Annotated in this window: 18 protein-coding genes; 11 read left to right on the top strand and 7 right to left on the bottom strand. The window is 73.0% G+C overall.

Annotation, left to right across the window (positions count from 1 at the left end; all coding sequences use genetic code 11):
* Positions 1 to 64: 64 nt before the first annotated feature.
* Entirely contained in the window at positions 65 to 340 is a 276-nt protein-coding gene (locus ACFW2Y_RS23455; RefSeq protein WP_384882539.1) for a hypothetical protein, read from the bottom strand.
* A 147-nt stretch (positions 341 to 487) separates the two neighbouring features.
* Here ACFW2Y_RS23455 and ACFW2Y_RS23460 point away from each other — a divergent pair, with 147 nt between their 5' ends.
* Positions 488 to 847 carry an arsenate reductase family protein gene (locus ACFW2Y_RS23460; protein WP_384882542.1) on the top strand — a complete coding sequence of 120 codons (360 nt, stop codon included), beginning with the start codon at positions 488 to 490 and terminating at the stop codon, positions 845 to 847.
* Between the two features lie 112 nt (positions 848 to 959).
* Here the strand turns inward: ACFW2Y_RS23460 and ACFW2Y_RS23465 are convergent, their stop codons facing one another.
* Positions 960 to 1,862, bottom strand: a complete 903-nt coding sequence (locus tag ACFW2Y_RS23465; RefSeq protein ID WP_384882544.1) for a Gfo/Idh/MocA family protein — start codon at positions 1,860 to 1,862, stop codon at positions 960 to 962.
* A 239-nt stretch (positions 1,863 to 2,101) separates the two neighbouring features.
* Here ACFW2Y_RS23465 and ACFW2Y_RS23470 point away from each other — a divergent pair, with 239 nt between their 5' ends.
* The 8 genes from ACFW2Y_RS23470 to ACFW2Y_RS23505 all read left to right on the top strand — a co-directional run bounded on the left by ACFW2Y_RS23470 (position 2,102) and on the right by ACFW2Y_RS23505 (position 12,323).
* Positions 2,102 to 3,484, top strand: coding sequence for a hypothetical protein (locus ACFW2Y_RS23470; protein WP_384882547.1), 1,383 nt, complete (start codon positions 2,102 to 2,104; stop codon positions 3,482 to 3,484).
* Positions 3,481 to 4,704, top strand: coding sequence for a hypothetical protein (locus tag ACFW2Y_RS23475; RefSeq protein WP_384882550.1), 1,224 nt, complete (start codon positions 3,481 to 3,483; stop codon positions 4,702 to 4,704). The genes ACFW2Y_RS23470 and ACFW2Y_RS23475 overlap by 4 nt, the downstream gene beginning before the upstream one ends.
* A gap of 157 nt (positions 4,705 to 4,861) precedes the next feature.
* A complete protein-coding gene (glnII, locus tag ACFW2Y_RS23480) occupies positions 4,862 to 5,893 on the top strand; it encodes a glutamine synthetase (protein ID WP_384882553.1) in 1,032 nt (343 codons plus the stop codon).
* Between the two features lie 308 nt (positions 5,894 to 6,201).
* Entirely contained in the window at positions 6,202 to 7,200 is a 999-nt protein-coding gene (locus ACFW2Y_RS23485) for an NAD-dependent epimerase/dehydratase family protein (protein WP_384882555.1), read from the top strand.
* A gap of 125 nt (positions 7,201 to 7,325) precedes the next feature.
* Complete coding sequence (locus tag ACFW2Y_RS23490) at positions 7,326 to 8,126, top strand: tyrosine-protein phosphatase (protein ID WP_384882559.1); 801 nt, start codon at positions 7,326 to 7,328, stop codon at positions 8,124 to 8,126.
* Positions 8,127 to 8,224: 98 nt separating this feature from the next.
* A complete protein-coding gene (locus ACFW2Y_RS23495) occupies positions 8,225 to 10,321 on the top strand; it encodes a hypothetical protein (protein WP_384882562.1) in 2,097 nt (698 codons plus the stop codon).
* Positions 10,322 to 10,386: 65 nt separating this feature from the next.
* Complete coding sequence (locus ACFW2Y_RS23500; protein ID WP_384882565.1) at positions 10,387 to 11,271, top strand: metal-dependent hydrolase; 885 nt, start codon at positions 10,387 to 10,389, stop codon at positions 11,269 to 11,271.
* The gene (locus ACFW2Y_RS23505) at positions 11,271 to 12,323 is read left to right on the top strand and encodes a PDR/VanB family oxidoreductase (RefSeq protein WP_384882568.1); all 1,053 of its coding nucleotides are present in this window, start codon (positions 11,271 to 11,273) and stop codon (positions 12,321 to 12,323) included. The genes ACFW2Y_RS23500 and ACFW2Y_RS23505 overlap by 1 nt, the downstream gene beginning before the upstream one ends.
* A 3-nt stretch (positions 12,324 to 12,326) precedes the next feature.
* On the opposite strand, the gene ACFW2Y_RS23510 is transcribed toward ACFW2Y_RS23505, so the two are convergent.
* Positions 12,327 to 12,749 (bottom strand): hypothetical protein, encoded by a 423-nt coding sequence (locus tag ACFW2Y_RS23510; RefSeq protein ID WP_384882571.1) that lies wholly within the window; start codon positions 12,747 to 12,749, stop codon positions 12,327 to 12,329.
* 37 nt (positions 12,750 to 12,786) lie between these two features.
* Between ACFW2Y_RS23510 and ACFW2Y_RS23515 the strand changes: the two genes are divergently transcribed.
* On the top strand, positions 12,787 to 13,512 hold the full coding sequence (locus ACFW2Y_RS23515) for a TetR/AcrR family transcriptional regulator (protein WP_384882574.1): 726 nt from the start codon (positions 12,787 to 12,789) through the stop codon (positions 13,510 to 13,512).
* On the opposite strand, the gene ACFW2Y_RS23520 is transcribed toward ACFW2Y_RS23515, so the two are convergent.
* Positions 13,497 to 13,829, bottom strand: coding sequence for a 5-carboxymethyl-2-hydroxymuconate Delta-isomerase (locus ACFW2Y_RS23520; RefSeq protein ID WP_384882577.1), 333 nt, complete (start codon positions 13,827 to 13,829; stop codon positions 13,497 to 13,499). The two genes, ACFW2Y_RS23515 and ACFW2Y_RS23520, sit on opposite strands and share 16 nt — an antisense overlap.
* A gap of 52 nt (positions 13,830 to 13,881) precedes the next feature.
* On the opposite strand from ACFW2Y_RS23520, the gene ACFW2Y_RS23525 reads away from it, so the two are divergent.
* Positions 13,882 to 14,394, top strand: a complete 513-nt coding sequence (locus ACFW2Y_RS23525; protein ID WP_384882580.1) for a GNAT family N-acetyltransferase — start codon at positions 13,882 to 13,884, stop codon at positions 14,392 to 14,394.
* Positions 14,395 to 14,458: 64 nt separating this feature from the next.
* On the opposite strand, the gene pulA is transcribed toward ACFW2Y_RS23525, so the two are convergent.
* The 3 genes from pulA to ACFW2Y_RS23540 form a co-directional block, all read right to left on the bottom strand.
* Positions 14,459 to 19,750 carry a pullulanase-type alpha-1,6-glucosidase gene (gene pulA / locus ACFW2Y_RS23530; protein WP_384882582.1) on the bottom strand — a complete coding sequence of 1,764 codons (5,292 nt, stop codon included), beginning with the start codon at positions 19,748 to 19,750 and terminating at the stop codon, positions 14,459 to 14,461.
* A 79-nt stretch (positions 19,751 to 19,829) separates the two neighbouring features.
* Positions 19,830 to 21,527: a carbohydrate-binding module family 20 domain-containing protein gene (locus tag ACFW2Y_RS23535; RefSeq protein ID WP_384882585.1), complete on the bottom strand. Its 1,698-nt coding sequence runs from the start codon at positions 21,525 to 21,527 to the stop codon at positions 19,830 to 19,832.
* A gap of 140 nt (positions 21,528 to 21,667) precedes the next feature.
* On the bottom strand, positions 21,668 to 22,694 hold a 1,027-nt coding region (locus tag ACFW2Y_RS23540; RefSeq protein WP_384882588.1), incomplete at its 5' end, for a LacI family DNA-binding transcriptional regulator.

Here is a 22,694-nt window from a genome sequence, read left to right on the forward strand (position 1 = left end):
CCCCGGGGCTTCCGGGGTGACGCCCCTCGCGCCGTGTGGTGGCGGAACCGTGCGGAGTCCGGGGTCAGCGACCGTGACGGATCAGGGTGCGGACCATGCGGCAGGTGGCGTCGGAGGGCGGGTGGATGCCGATGTGGTCGGCCGTGCTGCGTATCGTCGCGTTCGTGGCCTTCGACGGGACGTAGACGCCGGCGTCGAGGAGGGCGATCGCAAGGCGCATGGCCTTCAGGCGGCGGTTGTGCGACACGTACCACTCGCGGGGCCGTCCCGCGGGGAGCGGCTTCTTCCGGAGCGGCTTCCAGGGTTCGATGGACGGCGTCCGGATCACGGCAAGAGCCATGGGCTACCTCCTGGCGAACGGTGGGTGCGGGCCCTCCCCGGGACCCTCACCTTCATCCCCCATTTTAGGGCCCCGCACTGACAATCGCCCCTGGCCAGAACGGGTTTGTGTGGTGGTGACGAGGGGCGCGGCAGGTACCGTGGCGCCATGGAGATCTGGATCAACCCCGCCTGTTCCAAGTGCCGCAGCGCCCTCACCCTGCTCGACGCGGAGGGCGCCGACTACACCGTGCGGCGCTACCTGGAGGACGTGCCGACGTCCGAGGAGATCCGGGAGGTCCTCAAGCGGCTCGCGCTCGAACCCTGGGACATCACGCGCACCCAGGAGGCCGTGGCCAAGGAGCTCGGGGTGAAGGAGTGGCCCCGGGACGCGACGGCCCGGGAGCGCTGGATCGAGGCGCTGTCGGAGCACCCCAAGCTCATCCAGCGGCCCATCATCACGGCGGAGGACGGCACCGCCGTCATCGGGAGGACCGAAGAGGCCGTGCGGGACGCACTGTCCCGCTGACCGGGGACCTCGCGGGGGCGCAGGGCGGTCGGGGAACCGGGAGGCGCCCTCCGGAGGGGCCGGTCCTGCCGCCCCGACGGGGCCCGGAGGACCGGCCCGCCCGGTGTTTCCGTCACGGACCCGCACGGCGCTCCGCCTCCGTGAGGATCTCCGTGAGGCGCAGGCCGAAACGGGCGTCACAGGCATGGGGCTCGCCCGTGCGGGCTGCGGTGACGAGCGCGTCCACGGCCGCGGCGAAGGCATCCACCGCGCCGTTCCAGCGGGGCAGGTCGACCCGGCCCCGGGTGCCGTACAGGCTGAGGGCCGCCCCGGCCGCCTCCGGGGGTGCGCTCAGGGTGAGCGTGGTCGTGCTGCTCGCTCCCGAAGCGTGGCGCAGCACCAGATGGCGGGTGTCGTCCGGGCCCGGAACGGCGGTGACCTCGGTGACGTCACCGAGGACCGGCAGGTAGACGGAGAGGACGTGCGGACCGACGTCCCAGAGGCCGCCCTTCTCCTTGCGCCAGGGCGAGGCCGCGTACGCACTGGCGGATCCCGGGCCGTAGAGGGAACCCAACCAGTGGGCCTCGCCGAGGAACCAGCCGCCCGCCGCGGCCCGTTCGTCGATCCAGCGCGCCGTCGGCTCCGCGAACCGCAGTGTGCAGAAGACCACCGAGGCGACCCCCGCAGCCGCCACCGCACCGGTCACCTCACGGGCGAGTTCCACCGTGGTGGCGACCGGCTTGTCGAGCAGGACGTGGCAGCCGGCCGCCGCCGCCCGGACGGCGAACGGCGCCTGGACGTCGGGCGGGAGCGCCAGGGCCACGGCGTCGCTCGCCTCGAACAGGGCCTCCACGTCCTCGTACGCGCGCGTGCCCGAGGCCCGGGCGAGCCCGGTCGCCGCCTCGGCGCGCCTGCCCCACACCCCGCTGAACGTGATGCCCGGGTGTCCGGCCAACGCGGGCGCGTGCGTCCGGGCCGCCCAGGGGCCGGTGCCGAGGAGTCCGATGCGGGGCTTCGAGCCCAGGTGCTTCGCCATGCCCCCAGTCTGCCGGCCGGCGGCGGGCCGGGACCGGCCGGCCCTCCTCCCCGCGGGACCCGCACGGACGGCCAACGGCCCCGAAACCCACTGGCGGGCATCCCCCGGGCCGGTGCTAGCGTTCCCGTGCCGGCCGCGGGACTCCGGTGCGACTTCCGGAACCTGCCTCTGAAGCAACGTCTTCGCTGTTCGTGCCCTCCTTCCCCGGCCGGCCCCCGGATCGGAAAGGCAAGGGCAGCATGTCCGAACTCGTCGCCGCCGAGGACGTCCTGCTCTTCGTGAACGCGGCCGTGACCGCCACCGGCCAGCGGGAGTTCCGTTCCTCCGCCGCCGAGCAGCACTTCTCGCTCGCCTTCCTCCACGCGTACGTGCGCGTCAACTACCGACCCGTGTACGCCGCCGCCCTCGCACTCGACATCAACGACCACAACGCCGCACTCGTCATCGAGCAACTGCTCCGCACTCCGGGGGAGGCCGAGCCGGGCGAGGGCCGGCTGATCGCCGCGCGCCTCGCGCTGCTGCCCCCGCAGCGGGCGTACCGACTGTTCGGGGCGCTGCGCACCGCCGGGGTCAACAACCGCCGGACCCGGGCGATCGTGCGCGAGTGGCTCGGGAACCGCCCCGATCCGGCGCTGGACGCGGTGAAGTACCGCAGCGGGTTGAAGACCGCCCTGCGGCACGTCCACGGGCGGCTGCCCGACCCCGAGACCGGGGACTTCCTCTTCTCGCCGGGGCGCCGGGTCCGCTACCAAAACCCCTTGCTCGACGCCCACCGCCGGGCGCACTACGAGCAGGGGGCGCTGTACGAGTTGCCGTTCACCGTTGCCGAGGGGTTCGCCGCGCGGCACGGGGTGCCCCGCGCGGTGTTCCTGGAGCGGATCGCGCCGCGGATGACGCGCCTGGAGCGGCTGCGCACGGACCGGGTGGCCGATCTGTCGGTGATGCCGCTCACCCGGCTCGCACTGTACGTGCTGGCGCTCCCGCTCGGGGAACGGGTGGCGCGGCGGGCGGAGCTGACCGCTGCGCTGCGGGCTGCGGCCCGGCGCGCGGCAGGTCCGTACGCCGGGAGTTGGGGGCGGGTGGCGGCCGTCCTCGACGACAGCTTCTCCTCCTCCGGCTCGGCGGTGAAGCGGCGTCGGCCGCTGGCCGTGGCGCTCGGTTGCCACTTCCTGTTGGAGGCGCTGGCGGCCCCGGGGGCGTACACCCCGTTGTGGACCTCGGGCGGGAGCGACGCCCTGCTCGTCCGCCCCTTCGGGCCGACCCCCCTCGGCCTGCGGGTCCTGGACGCCCTGGAGTGCGGTCCCGAGCGTCTGGTGATCGTTTCGGACGGCTGGGACAACGCCCCTCCGGGCCTCGCGGGCGAGGTGCTGCGGGTGTGGCGGTCCCGCCTGGACCGGGAACGGAGGACGAGCGTGGTGCATCTGAACCCCGTATACGACGCCGAGGTCTTCGACGTGCGGCGGCTCGCGCCGAGCGTGCCCACCGCCGGCATCAGGGACGCGGAGGACCTGGCGGCCCTGGTGGAGATCGCGCAGTTCGCCGAGGGCCGGACGGGCTTCACCGAGTTGCGGGCCTACCTGGACCGGCGGGTGGAACGGTTCCTGAAGGAGGCGGAGCGATGAGCCGGATCGATCTGACCGGACTCGACGTGCGGCCCTCCCAGGTGTGGGGCGCGGTGCGGCTCGTGCCGCTGGTGCGGGCCGAGCCGGTGCCGGGGCTGCGGCTGCACCGGGAGGTCTACGGGGGGTGGGGGGAGACCCGGGTCGACCTCGACGGGCGCACCGCGTACACCTCGTACGTGCCGCACGGCTTCGTCGCCGACTGGACGGGGGCGGGGGCGGAGGCCGCGGTGTACGGCACCCGGATCGGGAGCGGGGCGACGGACGGGGAAGAACGGTCGGGTGGCGGGGACGCGCGCAGGAGCGCGCCCGTCGCGATGCCCGACCTGGTGCCGGTGCGCCGGCTCTCCCGGATGGTCCGGCGGCGGCGCGGCACGGACGGCCGGGTCGAGCGGCGGCTGCGGTTCCTCCCCCTGCACCTGTCGCTGGAAGGCTACTTGGCGCTGCACTTCGGCGGGCCGTCGGTGGCCTGGGACGACATGTCCCGGGAGGCGGTGCGGCGGGGCCTGTCACCGCGGGCCGAGGCGGCGTACGCGGGGTGGGCGGTGCCCGGGCTCGCGGAGGCGCTGCGGGTCTTCGAGCTGCACCCGGGCCAGTGCGGACTGCTGTTGTACGTGGCCGACGCGCTGGCCGCGGCCTTCGTGGTGCCGCACCCGGAGGACTACCGCTTGCTGCATCCGACGCTGGTGGAGGACCTCTACGGGGAGCTGGTCCACCAGTACGCGCACTACGGTGCCCCGGTTCCGGAGTTCACGGCGCGGATCCGGGACGGGGCCGGTGGCATCCGCGACCTCGCGGACCTGCGGGCGGCGGCCCGGCAGCAGGAGCGGGCCTGGGCGGCGGCACACGACGGGGTGATGGCGCGGGACCTGAGGGAGGCGCCGTACGCCTTCGAGCGGGTCCGGCGGGCGGGCCCGTTCGAGCTGTACCGGTTCCTTCCGCCGTTCGAGCGGAGCGGGCGGGAGCAGCACATCGGTGAGGTGATCACCGACCGGAAGGGACGGGCCGCCTACCTGAAGACCTTCCGGCTCTCCGAGAACCAGATCCGGAAGGGGTACCTGCTGCAGCGGCTCGCGGGGTGCGACTGGCACCTCGGGCGGACCGCGGAGGCCCTCGGGACCTCGTACGCCGAGCTGGTCCGGCGGGTGAGGGGGGCGGGCCTCGGGGCGCTCCTCGACGCCCACGGGGTCGCACGGCGGTCGCGGGAAGTGCAGGAAGGCTGAGTAACACGGGGTTCACAAACGGGCAATCGACGGGAAATCCCGTGTTGCGAAGCTGCGGTCGAACAGAAACCGCGCAGTCAGCGCAGAGACCGCAGCTCCTCGCAGTGCCGCGAGCCGAGGCGGAACCCCGCAGCAGCACGCCATAAGGATGAGACCCGTGACCTTCAAGGCTGAGTACATCTGGATCGACGGCACCGAGCCGACCGCGAAGCTTCGCTCGAAGACGAAGATCATCGCCGGTGAGGGCCTCGCCTTCGACGAGCTGCCGATCTGGGGCTTCGACGGTTCCAGCACCAACCAGGCCGAGGGCCACGCGTCGGACCGCGTCCTGAAGCCGGTCTTCTCCTGCCCGGACCCGATCCGCGGCGGCAACGACATCCTGGTGCTGTGCGAGGTCCTCAACACGGACATGACCCCGCACTCCTCCAACACCCGTGCCGCGCTGGCCGAGGTCGCCACCAAGTACGCCGCCCAGGAGTCGATCTTCGGCATCGAGCAGGAGTACACCTTCTTCGACGGCGCCCGTCCGCTCGGCTTCCCGGCGGGCGGCTTCCCGGCCCCGCAGGGCGGCTACTACTGCGGTGTCGGCGCGGACGAGATCCACGGCCGCCCGATCGTCGAGGCGCACCTGGAGAACTGCCTCAAGGCCGGTCTCGGCATCTCCGGCATCAACGCCGAGGTCATGCCCGGCCAGTGGGAGTTCCAGGTCGGCCCGCTGGCTCCGCTGGAGGTCGCGGACCAGCTGTGGGTGGCCCGCTGGCTGCTCTACCGCACGGCCGAGGACTTCAACGTCTCCGCGACGCTCGAACCGAAGCCGGTGAAGGGCGACTGGAACGGTGCGGGCGCGCACACCAACTTCTCCACCAAGGCGATGCGCGAGGGCTACGACGCGATCATCACCGCGTGCGAGTCGCTCGGCCAGGGCTCGAAGCCGCTCGACCACGTCAAGAACTACGGTGCCGGCATCGACGAGCGCCTGACCGGTCTGCACGAGACCGCCCCGTGGGACGAGTACTCCTACGGCGTCTCGGACCGCGGCGCCTCGGTCCGCATCCCGTGGCAGGTCGAGCAGGACCAGAAGGGCTACATCGAGGACCGTCGCCCGAACGCGAACGTGGACCCGTACGTGGTGACCCGCCTCATCGTGGACACCTGCTGCGAGGCCCTGGAGAAGGCCGGCCAGGTCTGATCCCGGTCGCTTCCGCACCGCTTCCCGAGGGGCGCCCACCGCTGCACGCGGTGGGCGCCCTTCGTCGTGGAGCACGGGAAGCACGGGGAAGACGGTCGGCGGCTCCCCCGCGTCCGGCTCGGGCGGTCCGGCCGGACCGCGACCGCGACCGCGCCTTCGCCGGGAGGATCGGGGCCGGGCGACCGCGGGAAACGGCAAGGGCCCGGGCCGGGCGGCGAGCGCCGTGGCCGCGGCGTTCCGCCGCCGGCGGAATCCTCCGGGAGCGGAACTCCCTGGCCCCCCGCACGCCGGGCGGGCAGGCTCGGGCCATGAAGCTACTGATGCTCGGAGGCACGGAGTTCGTCGGCCGCGCGATCGCCGAGGCGGCCGTCGACCGGGGCTGGGAGGTGACGGTCTTCCACCGCGGCACCCACGCGCCCCCGGCGGGCGTCCGGGTGCTGACCGGGGACCGCACCGCAGCGGGGGGCCTCGCCGCCCTCTCCACCGGTTCCTGGGACGCCGTCGTGGACACCTGGTCGGCGGCGCCCTCGGCGGTGCGGGACGCGGCCCGGTTGCTCGCGGACCGGGCCGGCCGGTACGCGTACGTGTCGAGCCGCTCCGTGTACGCCTGGCCGCCCGCCGCCGGACTCTCGGAGGACGGTCCGCTGGTCGAGGGGTCCCCGGACGACGGGGAGGTGCCGTACGGGGAAGCCAAGCGGGGCGGGGAGCTCGCCGCCACCGCGGCCTTCGGCCCCGAGGGGGCGCTGCTCGTGCGGGCGGGCCTGATCCTCGGTCCGTACGAGAACGTGGGGCGGCTTCCCTGGTGGCTGGGGCGGATCGCACGGGGCGGGGCCGTTCTGGCACCGGGGCCGCGGACCCTGCCGGTCCAGTACGTGGACGTCCGCGACCTGGCGGCGTGGACGCTGGACGCGGTGGCGGCCGGGCTCTCGGGACCGTACAACCTGGTCTCGCCGCCCGGGCACACCACCATGGGCGAGCTGCTCGACGCCTGCGTGCGGGTGACCGGTTCCGGGGCCGCGCTGCGCTGGGCTCCGCCGGAGGCGGTCCTCGCGGCCGGCGCGGCGCCCTGGACGGAGCTGCCCGTGTGGTTGCCGCCGGGGGAGATGTTCGACGCCCTGTACACCGCCGACGTCTCGCGGGCGCTGGCCACCGGGCTGCGGTGCCGACCGGTCGAGGAGACGGTGGCCGACACCTGGAGCTGGCTGGAGTCGCTCGGCGGGGTCGCCCCCCACCGCGCTGACCGCCCGGCGGTCGGACTCGCCCCGGAACGGGAGGCAGAGGTCCTGGCGGCGCTCGCGCAGGGGTGAGGGCGGTCGCGGGGCGGCTCCCGCGCGGAAGTCTCCCCGGAGCGGCGAAGGCGCGCGGACCTGCCGGGAGTCGGTCGATCCCTTACGGTCGACAGGAACGCGCACGAACCGGAGGAACCGACGCCATGCCCGCCATTCCCGCCACCTCCGTCGCCAACCTCCGCGATCTCGGCGGCCTGCCCCTCGGTGACGGGCGCTCGGTCCGGCCCGGGCTCGTCCTCCGCTCCGCGCAGCTCGACCGGCTGGACCCCGCCGAGCCGGTGATCGCCGGCCTCGGCATCCGGACCGTCGTCGACCTCCGGACCGGGGTCGAGCGCGGCGAGCGGCCCGACCGCCTCCCCGCCGGCGCCCGACTGCTGGTCGCGGACGTCCTCGCCGACTACCTGGCCGACAGCGGGCTCCCGCCCGCCGCCCGCCTGAAGGCCCTGCTCGCCGACCCGGCGCTCGCCGAGGAGCACCTGAGCGGGGGCCGGGTCCGCGCGGCCTTCGCCCGGACCTACCGGACCTTCGTCTCCGGCGATGCGGCCCGTGCGTCCTACCGCGCCCTGCTCGGCGAGCTGGGCGCTCCGGGCGCGGGGCCACTGCTCTTCCACTGCTCCGCGGGCAAGGACCGGACGGGCTGGGCGGCCACGGTCGTCCTGTCGTTGCTCGGTGCGGACGAGGCGACGGTGCGGGCCGAGTACCTGTCGGTCAACCCGGCGGTGCGCTGGGCGTTCGCACCGATGGTCGAGGGGTTCACGGCCCAGGGCGGCGACCCCGAGCTCGCACTCCAACTGATCGGGGTGCTGCCGGAGTACCTGGACGCGGCGCTCGACGAGGTGGCGGTGCGGCACGGGTCGATGGAGAAGTACGTGCGGGAGGGGCTCGGCGTCCCGGACGGGGTGACGGAGCTGATCCGGGAACGGCTGACGGTCACCGCGGCCTGAGCTCCGCGGTCGGGACCCGGCGGGGCGGTCGGGACGGCCCGGGAGCACCACGACCGGAACCGGGGTGACCATCAGAAGAATCGCTCGTTCTGCTGAACGTGAGCACCCAGGATCTCCGTCCCGCGCCCGTGGGCCCCGTCGACGTCGAGCAGGCCGAGGCCGCGCTCGTCGAGAGCTATCCGCGGTTCGTCCGCATCGCCTACCTCGTCCTGCCGCCGGCCCTCGGCCGCAACCGCCGGGTGTTGACCGCACACGCGCTCGTCCAGCGGTCGCTGCCGCGCCGACGGGTTCCCGGCCCTGCCGTGCCCGGGCCCCGGCAGGCCGAGGACGCGGTCGATCCCGGCTATGCGTACGTGCGGGTCGAGGTGCTCCGACAGGCCCTGGTGGCCGGCCTTCCGCTCCGGCGGCTCGCGCTGCCGCAGCGGGCCCAGTTCCCGCCGCTGCTGCCGCACGTGTGGGGGCTCCGGCTCTTCCCGCGGGTGGGCGGCGCCGACGAACTCGCCCTGGACCAGAAGCTGTCCCGGCTCTCCGGTCCGGGCCGTGCGGCGTACGTGCTCCGCGGGCTGGAGCGCCAGGGCGATCCGGAGGTCCTGCGCGTGCTGGCCGCCGCCGGCGTCGAGGACCCGGCGGCGGCACTGGCGGAGGCGGACGGGCTGGAGGAACCCGGCGCGGCGGGGACGGACGCCACGGCCGGGGCCGACGGGCGGCCCGTTCCCGGCGCGAGCGGTGAGCGGGCCGGCCGCAACGGGGGAACCGAGGGGCCGGAGGGGGTGGCGGCCCCTTCCGGGGGGCCGGGCGGACCGACGGACGGCGCTCCCGGGGGGCCGGTCTTCCCCCGACGCCCCAGCGGCGCCACGCTGCTGGAGTCGGACGAGTTCGATCCCTGTGCGCTCCAGGCCCGACCGACCGATCTGATGCGCCGGCGCCAGCACACGAGGGCCGCGTTCGTCGCCGTCACGGCGCTCGTCGTGTGCGGCACGCTGCTCGGGCTCCCGGGGGACGGCTGGGGCAGGAACGGTGCTGCCGCCCCTTCGTACGCCCGCAACCCCGCCGCCGAAGCGGCCCTCGACCCCGCTGCGGTCAAGCGGGTGGGGCCCTCGGTGTGGCCGGGGGCGACCCGGCGGGACTTCTCCGCCTGGCCGGCGCGCGGCGGGCTGGCCGGGGACGGCGAACTCCTGCGGCGGGCGCTCGCCGTGTGGGCGCGGCCCGGTGCCTCCGTGCACGCGTCCGCGACGCCGGGGACGCCCGTCGGGCCGCCCATGGGGCCGCCGCAGTTGTTGTTCGCGGACCGGGTCGACGGGATGCGGGTGGTGCTCTTCCACGACGGGCTGCGGGCCGTGCGATACGCGGAGCCGGTGGAGGGGACGGCCGGGGCCGCCCTGGACTTCGCGCGGACGGACGGGGCCGACGCGGTCGGTTCGGCGGCGCTGGTCGTGTCCCGTGCGGCGGGCAACGTGCGCTATCTGACGGCCCCCTGGGTGCGGGAGACGGCCGTACGGGACCTCCTCTCGCCGGCGAAGGACCCGCGCCCGCTGCACCGGGACGCCACCGGGGTGACCGATCCCGTGCCGGGCTCCGCTTCCTCGGGTGCTTGCACCCGCTGGAACGCCCTGCGGGTGCGGGACGGTTCGGGGGTCCGGTTGCTCACCGACCTCGGCGAGTTGGCGCCCGCGCGGCTGCTGTGGGGCCCGCCGGCCTCTCCGGCGGACGCGACGGGGCGCGAGGCTCGGGAGGCCTGGGCGCGGACGGCGTGCCAACTGGCTGCGGTGCGGGCGCGCGGGGTGCGTTCGGTGAACGCGTGGCGGTTCGCGGAGCAGCCGCTCCCGGAGGGCGCCGGGAACGGAACCTGGCTGTGCACCCGTGCGGAGACCTGGCGGGGCACCGGCAGCCGGGTCCTGGCCCAGTTCCTCGTTCCGTCGCCGGAGGTTCCGGCCGCGCTCGCGGCCAGCTCGGAGGGGTCGTCGGCCTGCGGGGTGCGCAACCCCCGGATGCTCGCGGGCGTGTTGTGGCGGGCGCCGGGCGGCGACTGGTTCGTCCTGGCGGCGGGCAGCAGGGACTTCACGTCCCTGCGGGTCTCGGGCGGGGTGGAGGCCAGGGGACGCGGCCCGTTGCTGGTGGTGCCGGCGGAGGCGGGCGCGCGGGCGGACCTGGAGGGGACGCTGCGGGACGGGACGCACTGGACCGCCCTGCGCTGAGGAGGGGCCAAAAAGACGTCGCACGGACCTGTTGCCAGCGCCCTACCCCTCAGTACATTGACGTCATGTCTAATACGCAGCCTGCACCGGTGGCGTCGGAGCACGTCGAGCTCAAGGCCCGCAAGGTCTCCTTCGACTGGGAGGAGACACCGCTCCACTGGGTACCGGGCGACCCCTTCACCACCCACACCATCAACGTGCTGCACCTGCTCCTGCCGGCCGGTGAGCGCTGGTTCGTGCACGTCTACAAGCAGGCGCTCCCGCACATCACCGACGACCGGCTGCGCGAGGACGTCATCGGCTTCATCGGCCAGGAGGCCATCCACTCCCAGGCCCACGACGACGTCCTCCCGCACCTGCGGAAACTGGGGCTCGACCCCACTCCGTACACCGCACAGATCGACTGGTTCTTCGAGAAGCTCCTCGGGGACCGGACCCTGCCGCCCGGTCGACCGCGCCGCTGGTGGCTGAGGGAACGGGTCGCCCTGATCGCCGCCATCGAGCACTACACCGCCTTCCTGGGCGACTGGGTCCTCAACGCCGAGGCACTCGACCGGGTCGGCGCCGACCCGACGATGCTGGACCTGCTGCGCTGGCACGGCGCGGAAGAGGTCGAGCACCGGGCCGTCGCCTTCGACCTGTTCATGCACCTCGACGGCGGCTACCGGCGCCGCGCCCGCACCTGGGCGCTCGCCTTCTCCACCCTCGTCTTCCTCTGGCAACGGGGCATCCGCTTCTTCATGGAGAACGACCCCTCCCTGCTCGACCCGAAGGCCTCCTTCGCGGACTTCGTCCGCAAGGGCCGCCAGGGCCTGCTGCCCTCCACCCCGGCGATGCTGCGCTCGGTCCCCCGCTACCTCAGCCGCTCCTACCACCCCACCCAGGAGGGCGACACCGCTCAGGCCATGGCCTACCTGGCCGCCTCCCCCGGCGCCAACGGAGGCCGCTGATGCCCCGGTTCACCACCATCGCGCTCGTCGCCGGAGCCGCGCTGCTCGCCCGTCGCGCCGTCCGCAGCCGCATGTCCACGGCCCCGCTGTGGCCGATGCCCTCGCTCGACGAACCCGTGTCCGGGTACGGCCGGGGCAGCACCGTCCCGCGCAAGGTCCGGGTGGCCGGACGCACCGCCCCCGCCGAGGGCGTCGTCGAACTGCGCCTGGAGGGCGACGGGCTGCCCGCGTGGCAGCCGGGCGCCCACGTCGACCTCGTCCTGCCGTCGGGCCTCGTCCGGCAGTACTCGCTCTGCGGCGATCCGGCCGACGCCCGCGCGTACACGGTGGCGACGCGGCTCGTCGAGGACGGTCGGGGCGGCTCGCGCGAAGTGCACGAACGACTCCGGGAGGGCACGGAGATCGAACTCCGGGGCCCCCGCAACCGCTTCCCGCTCGTCGACTCCCCCGCGTACGTCTTCGTCGCCGGCGGCATCGGCATCACCCCGGTCCTCCCGATGCTGCGCGCCGCCGAGGCGGCGGGAGCGGACTGGCGGCTGGTGTACTGCGGGCGCAACCGGACCACCATGCCGTACCTGACCGAGGTCGAGGAGCTGGGCGGCGACCGGGTCACCGTGGTGGCCGAGGACGAGTCCGGCCGCCCCGACCTCGGTTTCCTCGCGCGGCTGGCCGCGGAGACCGCCGTGTACTGCTGCGGCCCCGAGGGCCTGATGGAGGCGGTGAGCGCGGCGATGCCGGACGGCAGGACACCGCGCCTGGAGCGCTTCACGGCCGCCGCCACCGGGGGCGGCACCGCCTTCGAAGTCGAACTGCGGCGCACTGGGCGCACGTTGACGGTGGCGGCCGATCAGTCACTGCTGGCGGCGGTGCGCCGGGAACGGCCCGACCTCACGTACTCCTGCCAGCAGGGCTTCTGCGGGACCTGCCAACAGCGGGTCCTGGAGGGCGAGGTCGACCACCGGGACGAGCTCCTCACCGAAGCCGAGCGGAAGGACTCGATGCTGATCTGCGTCTCGCGGTGCGCCGGGAAGCGACTCGTCCTCGACCTCTAGGGATCAGGGCAGCACCAACCAGTCCAGGGCCAGCGCGGTCAGCAGACCGCCGACCAGGAGCCAGGTGCCGAGGCGGGTGCGGCCGTTGCGGGAGAGCTCGATCACGATGCCGCAGAGGATCATGGCGAGGCCGTAGACGCCGACGACGAGGACGGACGTGCGGCTCGCGAGCCGCACCACGAGCACCACGGCGAGGGCGACCAGGAGCACGGACGCGGCGGCGACCCGCAGACGCCGCGCCTGCTTCGGCGTGAGCCCCTCCCCCCGGACCCCGTCGGGGACCTCCGACTCCTCGGAGGACGCGGGCGGTTCGGGAGTTCCGGGGGCCTTCGGGGCGGTGCCGGCCGCACGCCCCCCTCGGGTCCCGCGGACCTCGTCGGCCTCCGGGGCGTCGGCCGTCGGGGTGTCCTGGTCGGAAGCGCTCATGGGGCAGGAGCGTAACGGACACCGTTAGGCTGTTGGCATGACGACCGGGGTACGCCGCAGGATGGGCGTCGAGGAGCGCAAGCAGCAGTTGATCGGGGTGGCCCTCGAACTCTTCAGCAGCCGCTCTCCCGACGAGGTGTCGATCGACGAGATCGCCGCAGCCGCGGGGATCTCGCGGCCGCTGGTCTACCACTACTTCCCCGGCAAGCAGAGCCTCTACGAGGCGGCGCTGCGGCGGGCGGCGGACGAACTGGCGGCCCGGTTCGTGGAGCCGCCGAGCGGGCCGCTCGGCGCCCGGCTGCTGCGGGTGATGAGCCGCTTCTTCGACTTCGTGGACGAGCACGGGCCCGGTTTCTCGGCACTGATGCGCGGCGGTCCCGCGGTGGGCTCCTCCACGACCAACGCGATGATCGACGAGGTCCGACAGGCGGCGTACGAGCAGATCCTGGCGCACCTGGAGGTCGAGGCGCCCACCGCGCGGCTCGACATGGTCGTCCGCTCCTGGGTGTCGCTCGCCGAGTCGACGGCGCTGCTCTGGTTGGACGGGCGCCGGGTCCCGCGCACCGAGCTGGAGTTGCAGCTGGTGCACGACTTCGCGGCGCTGGCTGCGGTGAGCGCCGCGTACGACGCGGAGATGGCGGAGGTCCTGGTCCGGATCCTCGCGGACGAGCCGGCCGACGGCCCCTTCGGGGACCTGGTGGCCCGGCTCGCCGCGCTGCTCCCGTCCGCGACGCCCGTCGTGCCCGATCAACGCTTGCGGTAGGACGCCTCCAGGTCGCGCACCTCGGTGAAGAGGAGGACCCCGTCCGTCGTCTTGAGGTGTCGCGGCAACAGGTCGAGCACGGCTTCCGCGAGCCGCGCCTTGGCCCCTTCCGTACGGCCCGGCAGCAGGGCGATCTCGACGTGCACGCTCGCGGCGACGGCCCCGCCGTCCCCGACGACCGTCTCTTCGACCTCGCGGAAGCGGGTCTTGCAGTCCTCGACCGCGGCGTCGACGGTCTCCGCGACGAGCGGGTGCAGGGCGAGCGCGAAGCCGCGCCGGTCGAGGGGCGCGGAGTAGTCGACGGTGATCTGCGGCATGGGGTCACTCCTGGTGAGGGGGCTGTCTGGCCACAGACTTATGGTGTGGGCCATGGACGCACAAGTGACCTTCCGGCGAGCGGACGAAAGCGATCTGGACCTCTTGGTGGGGTTGTTCGACGGGGCCGCGCACTGGATGGTGCGGAACGGGATCGACCAGTGGAAGCCCGGCGCCAAGGGGCCCGCGCACTTCCGGGAGCGGATCGCCGCGGGTGAGGTGTGGCTCGCCGTGCACGGGAGCCGGCCGGTCGGCGCGTACGAGCTGTGGTGGGAGGACCGGGAGGTCTGGGGGCCGCAGCCGCCGGTGGCGGGATACGTGCATCGGCTGATGACCGACCGGGGGGCGGCACCCGCCGGTGCGGGACGGGCCCTGCTCGCCCACGCGGAGGGCCGGATCGCCGCCTCGGGCCGGCCCTTGGCCCGGCTGGACTGCGAGGCGCACAACCGGCGCCTAAAAACCTACTACGAGGGGGCGGGGTACACGGCCGTCGGCCCGCACCTGGAGAAGGTCGGGGCCGACGGCCGTCGGTACGCGGTGAAGCTGATGGAGAAGGAACTGGCGTGACGGGTGCCGCACCGCGGCATGGGTCCCGGGTGCCGGAACGCGGTCCGGCACCCGGGGCCGCTGGTCAGTCGACGGCCTTGAAGACCGCCACCGTCCGGGCCGGCACCGTGAAGGTGCCCGAGGCCGACTCGTACGCCGATGCCTTCACCACGGTGTCGGACCCGCCGGCCTGGACCGGGTGCAGGCGGTAGCCCTTACCGGCGAGGTCGGCGACCTGCTGCGCGGTGTCCCGTGGAGTCGCGTTCAGGACGACGACCAGGTCACCGAGGCGCATGGTGATGACGCCCGGCGTCTCGTCGGGGCCGGAGAGCGGGAAGGACAGGGCTTCCTGGACCCGGTCCGCGGTGGCCAGGGAGAAGACCGGCTCGGTGGTGCGGATCCGCTGCAGGTCCCGGTAGGCGGCGGAGGCGGCGTCGATCTGGGCGCAGCCGACCGTCAGGGCCGGATTGACGAGCAGCGGCTTGCCGTAGGACCACTTGGCACGGTTGTCGGCGGCGGGCGGCAGGCCGCGGCCGAAGCCGTTGCCGTCACGGCAGTCCCAGTGGATCGCGTTGAACCAGTCGCCGCTGTCGTACGAGTTGCGGTCCAGGGACTTGGAACGCAGCAGGTCCGATCCGGCCTGGGAGAGCGCGGGTCCCTGGGAGAGGGTGGCCGTCGCCATGGCGAGGACCTGCATGCGGGCGCGGTCGGTCGGTGAGGTGTCCGCCGGGAGCTTGAAGGCCAGCGCGTCGTACAGGGACTCGTTGTCGTGGGCGTCGACGTAGGCGAGGGCGTCGCCGGGGGCCGCCGCGTATCCGGCGGGGGCGCCGTTGTAGTCGACCTCGGAGCCCTTGACCCTGCGCCCGGAGGTGTCGGTGAAGGCGTACGGGGCGAGGTTGCCGGTCAGGCCGACCTTGATGAGGTCCTGGTCGTGCAGGAGGCGTGCCTTCTGCTGCTCCGGGGTGCCGTTGGCGGCGGACGCGTTGGGGTCGGTGTAGAGGCCGGAGGCGAAGCCCTGGAGGCCGGGGTCCTCGTCGAAGGGGCCACCGCCGCGGACGGCGTCGCGGGCCCGGTCGGAGAAGGTGGCGATGCCGGTGCCCGCCATGTTCTTCTGGGTGGCCTGGACGAAGCGGGCGTCGTCGGCGACCTCGCCGAAGTTCCAGCCCTCGCCGTAGAGGACGATCGCCTTGCCGTCGACGCCGTCCTTCTCGACGGTCAGTGCGTCCAGCGCCTTGCGGACCGCGAGGATGTTCTCCTTCGGGTGGTGGCCCATGAGGTCGAAGCGGAAGCCGTCGACCTTGTACTGCTTGGCCCAGGTGACGACCGAGTCGACGACGAGCTTGCCCATCATGGCGTTCTCGGGCGCCGTGTTGGCGCAGCAGGTGGAGGTGGCGACGGTGCCGTCCGCCTGGAGGCGCTGGTAGTAGCCGGGCACGATCTTGTCGAGGACGGACTTGTCGGACTGCCCCGCGGCGACGGTGTGGTTGTAGACGACGTCCATCACGGTGCGCAGGCCGTCGCCGTTGAGGGCCTGGACCATCCGTCGGAACTCGACCGTGCGGCGGGCGCCTTCGGGGTCGGTGGCGTAGGAGCCCTCGGGGACGGTGTAGTGCAGGGGGTCGTAGCCCCAGTTGTAGGCGTCCTTCGCCGCCGCGGCGGCGACGCAGGCCTGTTGTTCCTCCGAGTCGGGGGCGTAGACCTTCAGGTCGCAGGCCGGGACGGTCCGTGCGGACTTCTCCTCGGGGATGGTGCCGATGTCGAAGGCCGGGAGGAGGTGGACGTAGGAGGTGCCGGAGGCGGCGAGTTCCTTCAGGTGGCGCGAGCCCGCGCTGTCCCGGTCGGTGAAGGCGAGGTAGGTGCCCCGGTGGTCGGGCTTCGCCGTGGGGTCGGCGATCGAGAAGTCACGGATGTGGAGTTCTTGGATCTGGGCGTCCCGCAGGGGTGTGGCGGCGGGCTTCTCCAGGGTCTTCCAGCCGGCGGGGGCGAGCTTCGGGTCGCTGAGGTCGACGACGAGGCTGCGGGCCGAGTCGGTGGTGAGGGCGGTGGAGTAGGGGTCGGTGACCCGGTTGGTCACGAGCTGCTGGACGCTGGGGGCCCAGACCTTCACCGCGTAGCGGTACGGCTTGCCGGTCCAGGTCCGGGGTCCGGTGACCGACCAGACGCCGGAGGAGTCGTCGCGCCGCATGGGCACGGTCCTCCCGTCGATGTCGAGGGAGACGGACCGGGCGGTGGGGGCCCACAGCGAGAGGGTGGGGCGACCGCGGTGGAAGACGGGCCCGAGGTCCGCCCGGGTCGCCTTCTTCGCGTACAGGTCGTCGAGGATCCCCGCGGTCTGCACGCCGGTGGCGGCGAGCAGGGCGCCGTTGGCGGCGCGCTGGGTGGCGATGAGCTGGCCCCGCAGGGATTCCCGGACCCGGTCGGCGTCGCGCGGGTCGACGGTGAAGGCCGGGAGGTCCTTGAGGTGCGGGTGGGCCGCCTTCTGTTCCTCGCTCAGGGTCGAGGGGGTGAGCCGGAGCCACTGGCCCTCGGTGTTCAGGGCTCCGTCGGTGACGGCGATCCCGCCGTTCCGGGCGTACACCAGCTGCTGGCTGGTGGCGTCGGTGGCCTTGACCTTCCAGACGACGGTGTTCCGGTCGATCCACTGGGCCTCGGCCTTGCCGAGGTCGAGGTCGGGGGCTCCGCCGGTGGTGGGCAGGAGGTACTTCGGCTGTCCGGCGAGCAGCCAGACCTCGTGGCCGTGGGCGGCCAGGTCGAGGGACTGGTCGGTGGGTAGGTCCTTCTGGTCGCCCCGGTGGACGATGTACGACAGCGAGGTCGCCCCTGCGGCGAGCGGGACCTCGTAGACGGCGCCGTACGCGTCGACGCGGGTCGGCATCAGCGGCTTGGACCAGTCGGTGGGCTGGGCGGCACCGGTCCACAGGTGCAGGCCCCAGCCGTCGTAGGCGCCGTCCTCGCGCCGGTAGTGGATGACGGCCTTGCCCTCGTCCTGGGGCACCGGGGCCGGGTCGGCGTCGGACTGGCCGTCCTGGCCCTGCGTGATCCAGACCTCGCCGGTGCGGCCGAGGTTGATGCTGCGCTGCGGGCCTTCGGCGGTGCCGTCCTTCTCCACGGTGTAGGTGAGGCCGGAGGCGCCCTCGGGGACCTTGACCCAGGCGAAGGCGCCGAAGGCGTCCCGTCCGGTGAAGGCGGTTTCCTGGCCGGCGGCCTTCAGCTGCCAGCCGTCGTAGGCGCCGTCCTCGCGCCGGTAGTGCACGACGGCGTGGGTCCGCTCGACGGCGACCGGCTTCTCCGCTGCCGGGGGTGCGCCGGCCGTGGTGGTGGCGAGGGCGCTCGCGGTGCGGCCCGCGGCGTCGACGACGACGGCCTTGTAGCGCAGTGGCGTCCCGGCGGGTGCGGTGACGTGTTGGGTGACCTTGTAGGGGGCGTGGTCGGCGGTGCCGAGGGTCTGCCAGCGGCCGTTCGCGACCTGGGCGGCGAAGACGACCCGGTTGAGTCCGCCGCCGTTGACGTCGGCGCTGATCTCGACGGTGCCGGTGGAGCCGGCGGCCGGAGCCTTCAGCGACACGGTGGGCTTCGTCGCGGGCGCGGGCAGCGGGCCGTCGGCCTTGAGGACCAGGGAGGAGAGGGCCGGAACGGTGAGGGTGACCTTCCCGTCCTCCGCCGTGACGGCCTCCTGACCGCCGTAGAGGGCGTGGAGGGCGGTGGAGTCGACGGGGACGGTGACGGTCCGGGCGGTGGTGGCGCCGTTGGCCGCGACCAGGTACTCGGTCCGGGTCTTCGGGTCGGTGCGGGTGAAGGCGTAGACGGAGCCTTCGGCGAGGCGTTCCTGCTGGACGCCGTCGCGGAGGGCGGGGTTCTCCCGGGTGAGCTTCGACAGCGCGGCGATCGACGTGTAGAGCGGGTGGGTGGGGTCGTACGCGTCGGTGGCGTGGGTGCGGTCGGTGCCGAGCTGGTCGTCGTCGAGGTAGTCGGCGGTCTTCGAGGCGAAGAGGGTCTGGCGGGCGTCCTTGTCGCCGCCGGGGCCGGTGAAGCCCTGTTCGTCGCCGTAGTAGATCACCGGGTTGCCCCGGGAGAGGAACATGAGCTCGTTGGCGAGGCGGTCGCGGCGGACGAGTTCCCCGTCGGAGGCGTTCGGGTTGTCCTGCCGGAGGAAGGTGCCGATGCGTCCCATGTCGTGGTTGCCGAGGAAGGTCACCTGTTCGTAGGCGTTGGCCTTGTCGGTGGTGTACCGGTAGTCCTCGGCGAAGACCTCGGCGAGTCGGTCGGCACCGGCTCCCTGGGAGGCGAAGGCGCGGGCGGCGTCCTGGAAGGGGAAGTCCAGGGTGGCGTCGAGCCGTCCCCGGGTGACGTACGGCGAGGTGACGGCGGTGTCGGCGGAGTAGACCTCGCCGAACATGAAGAAGTCCCTGCGGCCGCGCTTCTTGGCGTAGGCGTCGAGGGCGGTGGCCCACTGGGTCCAGAAGTCCAGGTCCACGTGCTTGACGGTGTCGATGCGGAAGCCGTCGATGTCGAAGTCGCGGACCCACTTCTCGTAGATCCGCTTCATGCCCTCGACGACTTCGGGACGCTCGGTCCAGAGGTCGTCGAGACCGACGAAGTCGCCGTACTCGGCGGACTCCCCGACCCAGGTGGAGTCGCCCCGGTTGTGGTACATCGTCGGGTCGTTGAGCCAGGACGGGACCTTGCCGCCGGTCGTCGTCGGGGTGTACGGGAACGCGTCCGCGTCCACCTTCCGCATCCCGGTCCGGTCGTCGAAGGGGCGGCCGGAGGCGTCGAGGTAGGGATAGGCGCCCTTGGGGCGGTAGCCGTACTTCTTCTCGGCGTAGTCGACGGTGTCGGCGGTGTGGTTGGTGATGACGTCGAAGAAGACCTTCATGCCCTTGGCGTGGGCGGCGGCGATCAGCTCCGCCAGGTCCTCGTTGGTGCCGAAGTGCGGGTCGACCTGGGTGAAGTCGGTGATCCAGTAGCCGTGGTAGCCGGCGCTGGCGTCCGCTCCGGTGCCCTGCACGGGCCGGTTCTTGAAGATCGGCGCCATCCAGATGGCGGTGGTGCCGAGGCCCTTGATGTAGTCGAGCCGTTCGGTGAGGCCCTTGAGGTCGCCGCCCTGGTAGAAGCCCTTGTCGGACGGGTCGAAGCCGGTCTCCAGGCGGCTTCCGGTGAGGCCGCCGCGGTCGTTGCCGGTGTCGCCGTTGGCGAAGCGGTCGGGGAGGACGAAGTAGAACTGCTCGCGGGTGAGGTCCTGGCGGGCGGGCTGTGCGGCGAGCGCCCGGTCGGAGGGCGGTGCGGGCGGCCGGGGTGCGGCCGTCGCGGGGACGGCCGGCACCAGGGCGGCGCACAGGGCGGCGGCCAGCGCGACCGCCGTTCTCTTGCGTATCACGGGGGTGCTCCCTGGAGGAGGGACGGGGGTACGGATGGCGGGGCCGCCCCGGTGGGGCGGCCCCGGCGGAAGGGCGGGATCAGTTACGGAAGGCGTCGTTCAGGACGACCTGGCCCGAGGCGGGCACGGTGGCGGTGCGGTTGGCCCCGGACTCCCAGGTCACGTTTCCGGCCTCGTCCTTGCGGACGTACTTGTACTCGAAGGCCGTTCCGGCGGGCAGGGACACCGTCAGCTTCCAGACGGGGTACGCGGCCGGGTCGAGCTTCAGGGCGGCGGAGGGTGCCCAGTTGCCGAGCTCGGGGCGGTTGCCGGTGACGTAGATGTTCTGGCCGAAGACCGTGGTGGCGTCGACGTTGAAGGAGGCTCCGGCGGTCGCGGGCGGCGGGGTGGTGCCGCCTCCGCAGTTCGTCGCGTTCACGTGCAGGGCGACGGCGGTGTTGGCGCCGAGGGTGGCGGTGAACTGACCGGCGGAGTTCACCGCCACCGCGGTGTCGCTCTGCACGTCGCAGTAGGTGCCGGCGGGCAGGGAGGTCTGGAAGGTGCGGCTGAGCGGGGAGGACTCGTGGTTGATCGCCACGTACGCCTTGGCTCCGCGGCCGAACGCGATCGCGTTGTTGCCGTTGTCCCACCAGTTGGTGACGGCCTGTCCGCGGGAGGTGTTGCGGAAGGCCACCATGGAGGAGATCTCGCGCCAGGCGTGCTGGCACTTCCAGCCGTCGCTGTAGCAGGCGTTCACCTGACCGCCGTTGGGCGGGCCGGCGTCCTTGTCGGTCCACTCGTAGCCGGAGTGGACGTCCGGGGAGCCGTAGGGCCAGGCCAGCATGAAGACGGAGGCCAGGGTGTAGTTCGCGCCGTCCTTGTAGCTGAGGGTGTCGCCGCCGCGCTCGGTGTCGTGGTTGTCGACGAAGACGCCGGACTGACCGGAGGGCATGTAGCCCCAGGCCTCGCCGAAGTCCTTGAGGTAGGAGAGCTTCTCGCCCTGCAGGACCCTCTTGAGGTCGCGGGCGTAGCGGAACTCCTGGACGTCGCCGTTGCCGAGGTACTCGCTGGGGGAGACGGCCTCGCCGGCCCCGTAGATGGCCTCCTGCTTCCAGTAGGCGGAAGGATTCGTCAGGCGGGACTTGATGTTGGCGAGGTCGGTGGCCGGCATGTGCTTGGCGGCGTCGATCCGGAAGCCGTCGACGCCCAGCGAGAGCAGGTCGTTGAGGTAGCCGGCTATCTTCCCGCGGACGTGGTCCTCGCCCGTGTCGAGGTCGGGGAGCTGCACCAGTTCGCAGTTCTGGACGTTGGCGCGGTCCTGGTAGTTCGAGATCGTGGCCCGACAGTCGTCCATGTCGGCGCCCGAGTAGAGGCCGGGGTAGTCGTACTTGGAGAACGGGGTCCCGCCCGTTCCCGTGCCCGACCCGTTCGCCATGTGGTTGATGACGGAGTCGGCGACGACCTTGACGCCCGCCGCGTGGCAGGTGTCGATCATGTTCTTGAATGCGGTGCGGTCGCCGAGACGTCCGGCGATCTTGTAGCTGACGGGCTGGTACGAGGTCCACCACTGGCCGCCCTGGAGGTGCTCCTGGGGCGGGGACACCTGGACGTAGCCGTATCCCGCGGGGCCGAGGCGCTCGGTGCACTCCCGGGCGACCGAGGCGAAGTTCCATTCGAACATCACCGCGGTGACGTCCTTTTCGCCGGGCGGGGCCGCCTGCGCAGGGGCGTTGCCCGTGACGGCCACAGCGGCTCCCGCCACGAGGGCGAGTGCAGCGGCCACGGTCTTTCTGGCCATGCTTCCTCCTGTACGACGTCGATGTCGCAAGACGTAGGACTTAGCAAGAAGTTGCCGAAAGCTTCAGCAACTGTTTTCAGCCGTGACCGTACGAGTGCGGGGGTGCCCGGTCAACCCTCCGGACACCCCCGCGCAATTTGTTACGGAAGGACTTGCAGCAGCCGGTCGGGCGGCTGCGCCGTGGAACCGCGCACCACCAGCTCCGGCTGGAAGACGAACTCGGTGCGCTGCACCGGGTTCCCCTCGATCTCTTCCAGGAGTGCGCCGACGGCGGCCGTCGCCATGGCCTGCACGGGCTGGCGGACGGTGGAGAGCGGCGGGCTGGTGAAGGCGATGAGCGGCGAGTCGTCGAAGCCCACGACGGAGACGTCGCCGGGCACGTCGAGCCCCCGGGCCCGAACGGCCCGGATGACGCCGAGGGCCATCAGGTCGGACCCGCAGACGATGCCCGTGCACCCCTCGCGGAGCAGGATCTCGGCAGCGGCGTGCCCGCCCTCGACGCCGAAGAGCGTGGGCCTGATGAACCGTTCGGCCTCGGCCCGGTCGATGCCGAGGAGTTCGTACAGCTCGGCGGTGAAGCCCTCCGCCTTGCGTCGCGAGGGCACGTACCGGGTGGGCCCGATGGCGAGGCCGATCCGTTCGTGGCCGAGCTCGACCAGGTGTCGGACGGCCATCCGGGCGGCGGCCCGGTCGTCCGGGGAGACGAAGTTGGCGTCGATGTGCTCGTTGTAACCGTTGATGAGGACGTGCGGGACGCCCCGGGCGGCGAGCCGGGCGTAGCGCGCCGGGTCGGCGGTGGCGTCCGCGTGCAGCCCGGAGAGGAAGACGATGCCGGCCACCCCGCGCTCCACCAGCTGGTCGACGAGCTCGTCCTCGGTGGCGCCGCCGGGCATCTGGGTGCAGAGCACCGGGGTGTAGCCGTGCCCGGCGAGGACCTGCTCGACGACCTGCGCGAAGGCCGGGAAGATCGGGTTGGTCAGCTCGGGCACGACCAGCCCGACGAGACCCGCGCTCCGGCGTTTGAGCCGGACGGGACGCTCGTAGCCGAGCACGTCGAGCGCCGCGAGCACCTTGTGGCGGGTCGCGCCGGCCACCCCCGCCTTGCCGTTGAGGACCCGGCTGACGGTGGCCTCACTGACCCCGGACTGGGCCGCGATGTCCGCGAGC

Source organism: Streptomyces sp. NPDC058877, from assembly GCF_042742855.1.
Lineage (GTDB): Bacteria > Actinomycetota > Actinomycetes > Streptomycetales > Streptomycetaceae > Streptomyces.

Coding starts and splice junctions, on each gene's coding strand:
- ACFW2Y_RS23490 (WP_384882559.1), top strand. CDS start 7,326: ATGCCCGCCATTCCCGCCACCTCCGTCGCCAACCTCCGCGATCTCGGC.
- ACFW2Y_RS23470 (WP_384882547.1), top strand. CDS start 2,102: ATGTCCGAACTCGTCGCCGCCGAGGACGTCCTGCTCTTCGTGAACGCG.
- ACFW2Y_RS23515 (WP_384882574.1), top strand. CDS start 12,787: ATGACGACCGGGGTACGCCGCAGGATGGGCGTCGAGGAGCGCAAGCAG.
- ACFW2Y_RS23535 (WP_384882585.1), bottom strand. CDS start 21,527: ATGGCCAGAAAGACCGTGGCCGCTGCACTCGCCCTCGTGGCGGGAGCC.
- ACFW2Y_RS23525 (WP_384882580.1), top strand. CDS start 13,882: ATGGACGCACAAGTGACCTTCCGGCGAGCGGACGAAAGCGATCTGGAC.
- ACFW2Y_RS23460 (WP_384882542.1), top strand. CDS start 488: ATGGAGATCTGGATCAACCCCGCCTGTTCCAAGTGCCGCAGCGCCCTC.
- ACFW2Y_RS23510 (WP_384882571.1), bottom strand. CDS start 12,749: ATGAGCGCTTCCGACCAGGACACCCCGACGGCCGACGCCCCGGAGGCC.
- ACFW2Y_RS23485 (WP_384882555.1), top strand. CDS start 6,202: ATGAAGCTACTGATGCTCGGAGGCACGGAGTTCGTCGGCCGCGCGATC.
- ACFW2Y_RS23465 (WP_384882544.1), bottom strand. CDS start 1,862: ATGGCGAAGCACCTGGGCTCGAAGCCCCGCATCGGACTCCTCGGCACC.
- ACFW2Y_RS23520 (WP_384882577.1), bottom strand. CDS start 13,829: ATGCCGCAGATCACCGTCGACTACTCCGCGCCCCTCGACCGGCGCGGC.
- ACFW2Y_RS23475 (WP_384882550.1), top strand. CDS start 3,481: ATGAGCCGGATCGATCTGACCGGACTCGACGTGCGGCCCTCCCAGGTG.
- ACFW2Y_RS23455 (WP_384882539.1), bottom strand. CDS start 340: ATGGCTCTTGCCGTGATCCGGACGCCGTCCATCGAACCCTGGAAGCCG.
- ACFW2Y_RS23500 (WP_384882565.1), top strand. CDS start 10,387: ATGTCTAATACGCAGCCTGCACCGGTGGCGTCGGAGCACGTCGAGCTC.
- ACFW2Y_RS23505 (WP_384882568.1), top strand. CDS start 11,271: ATGCCCCGGTTCACCACCATCGCGCTCGTCGCCGGAGCCGCGCTGCTC.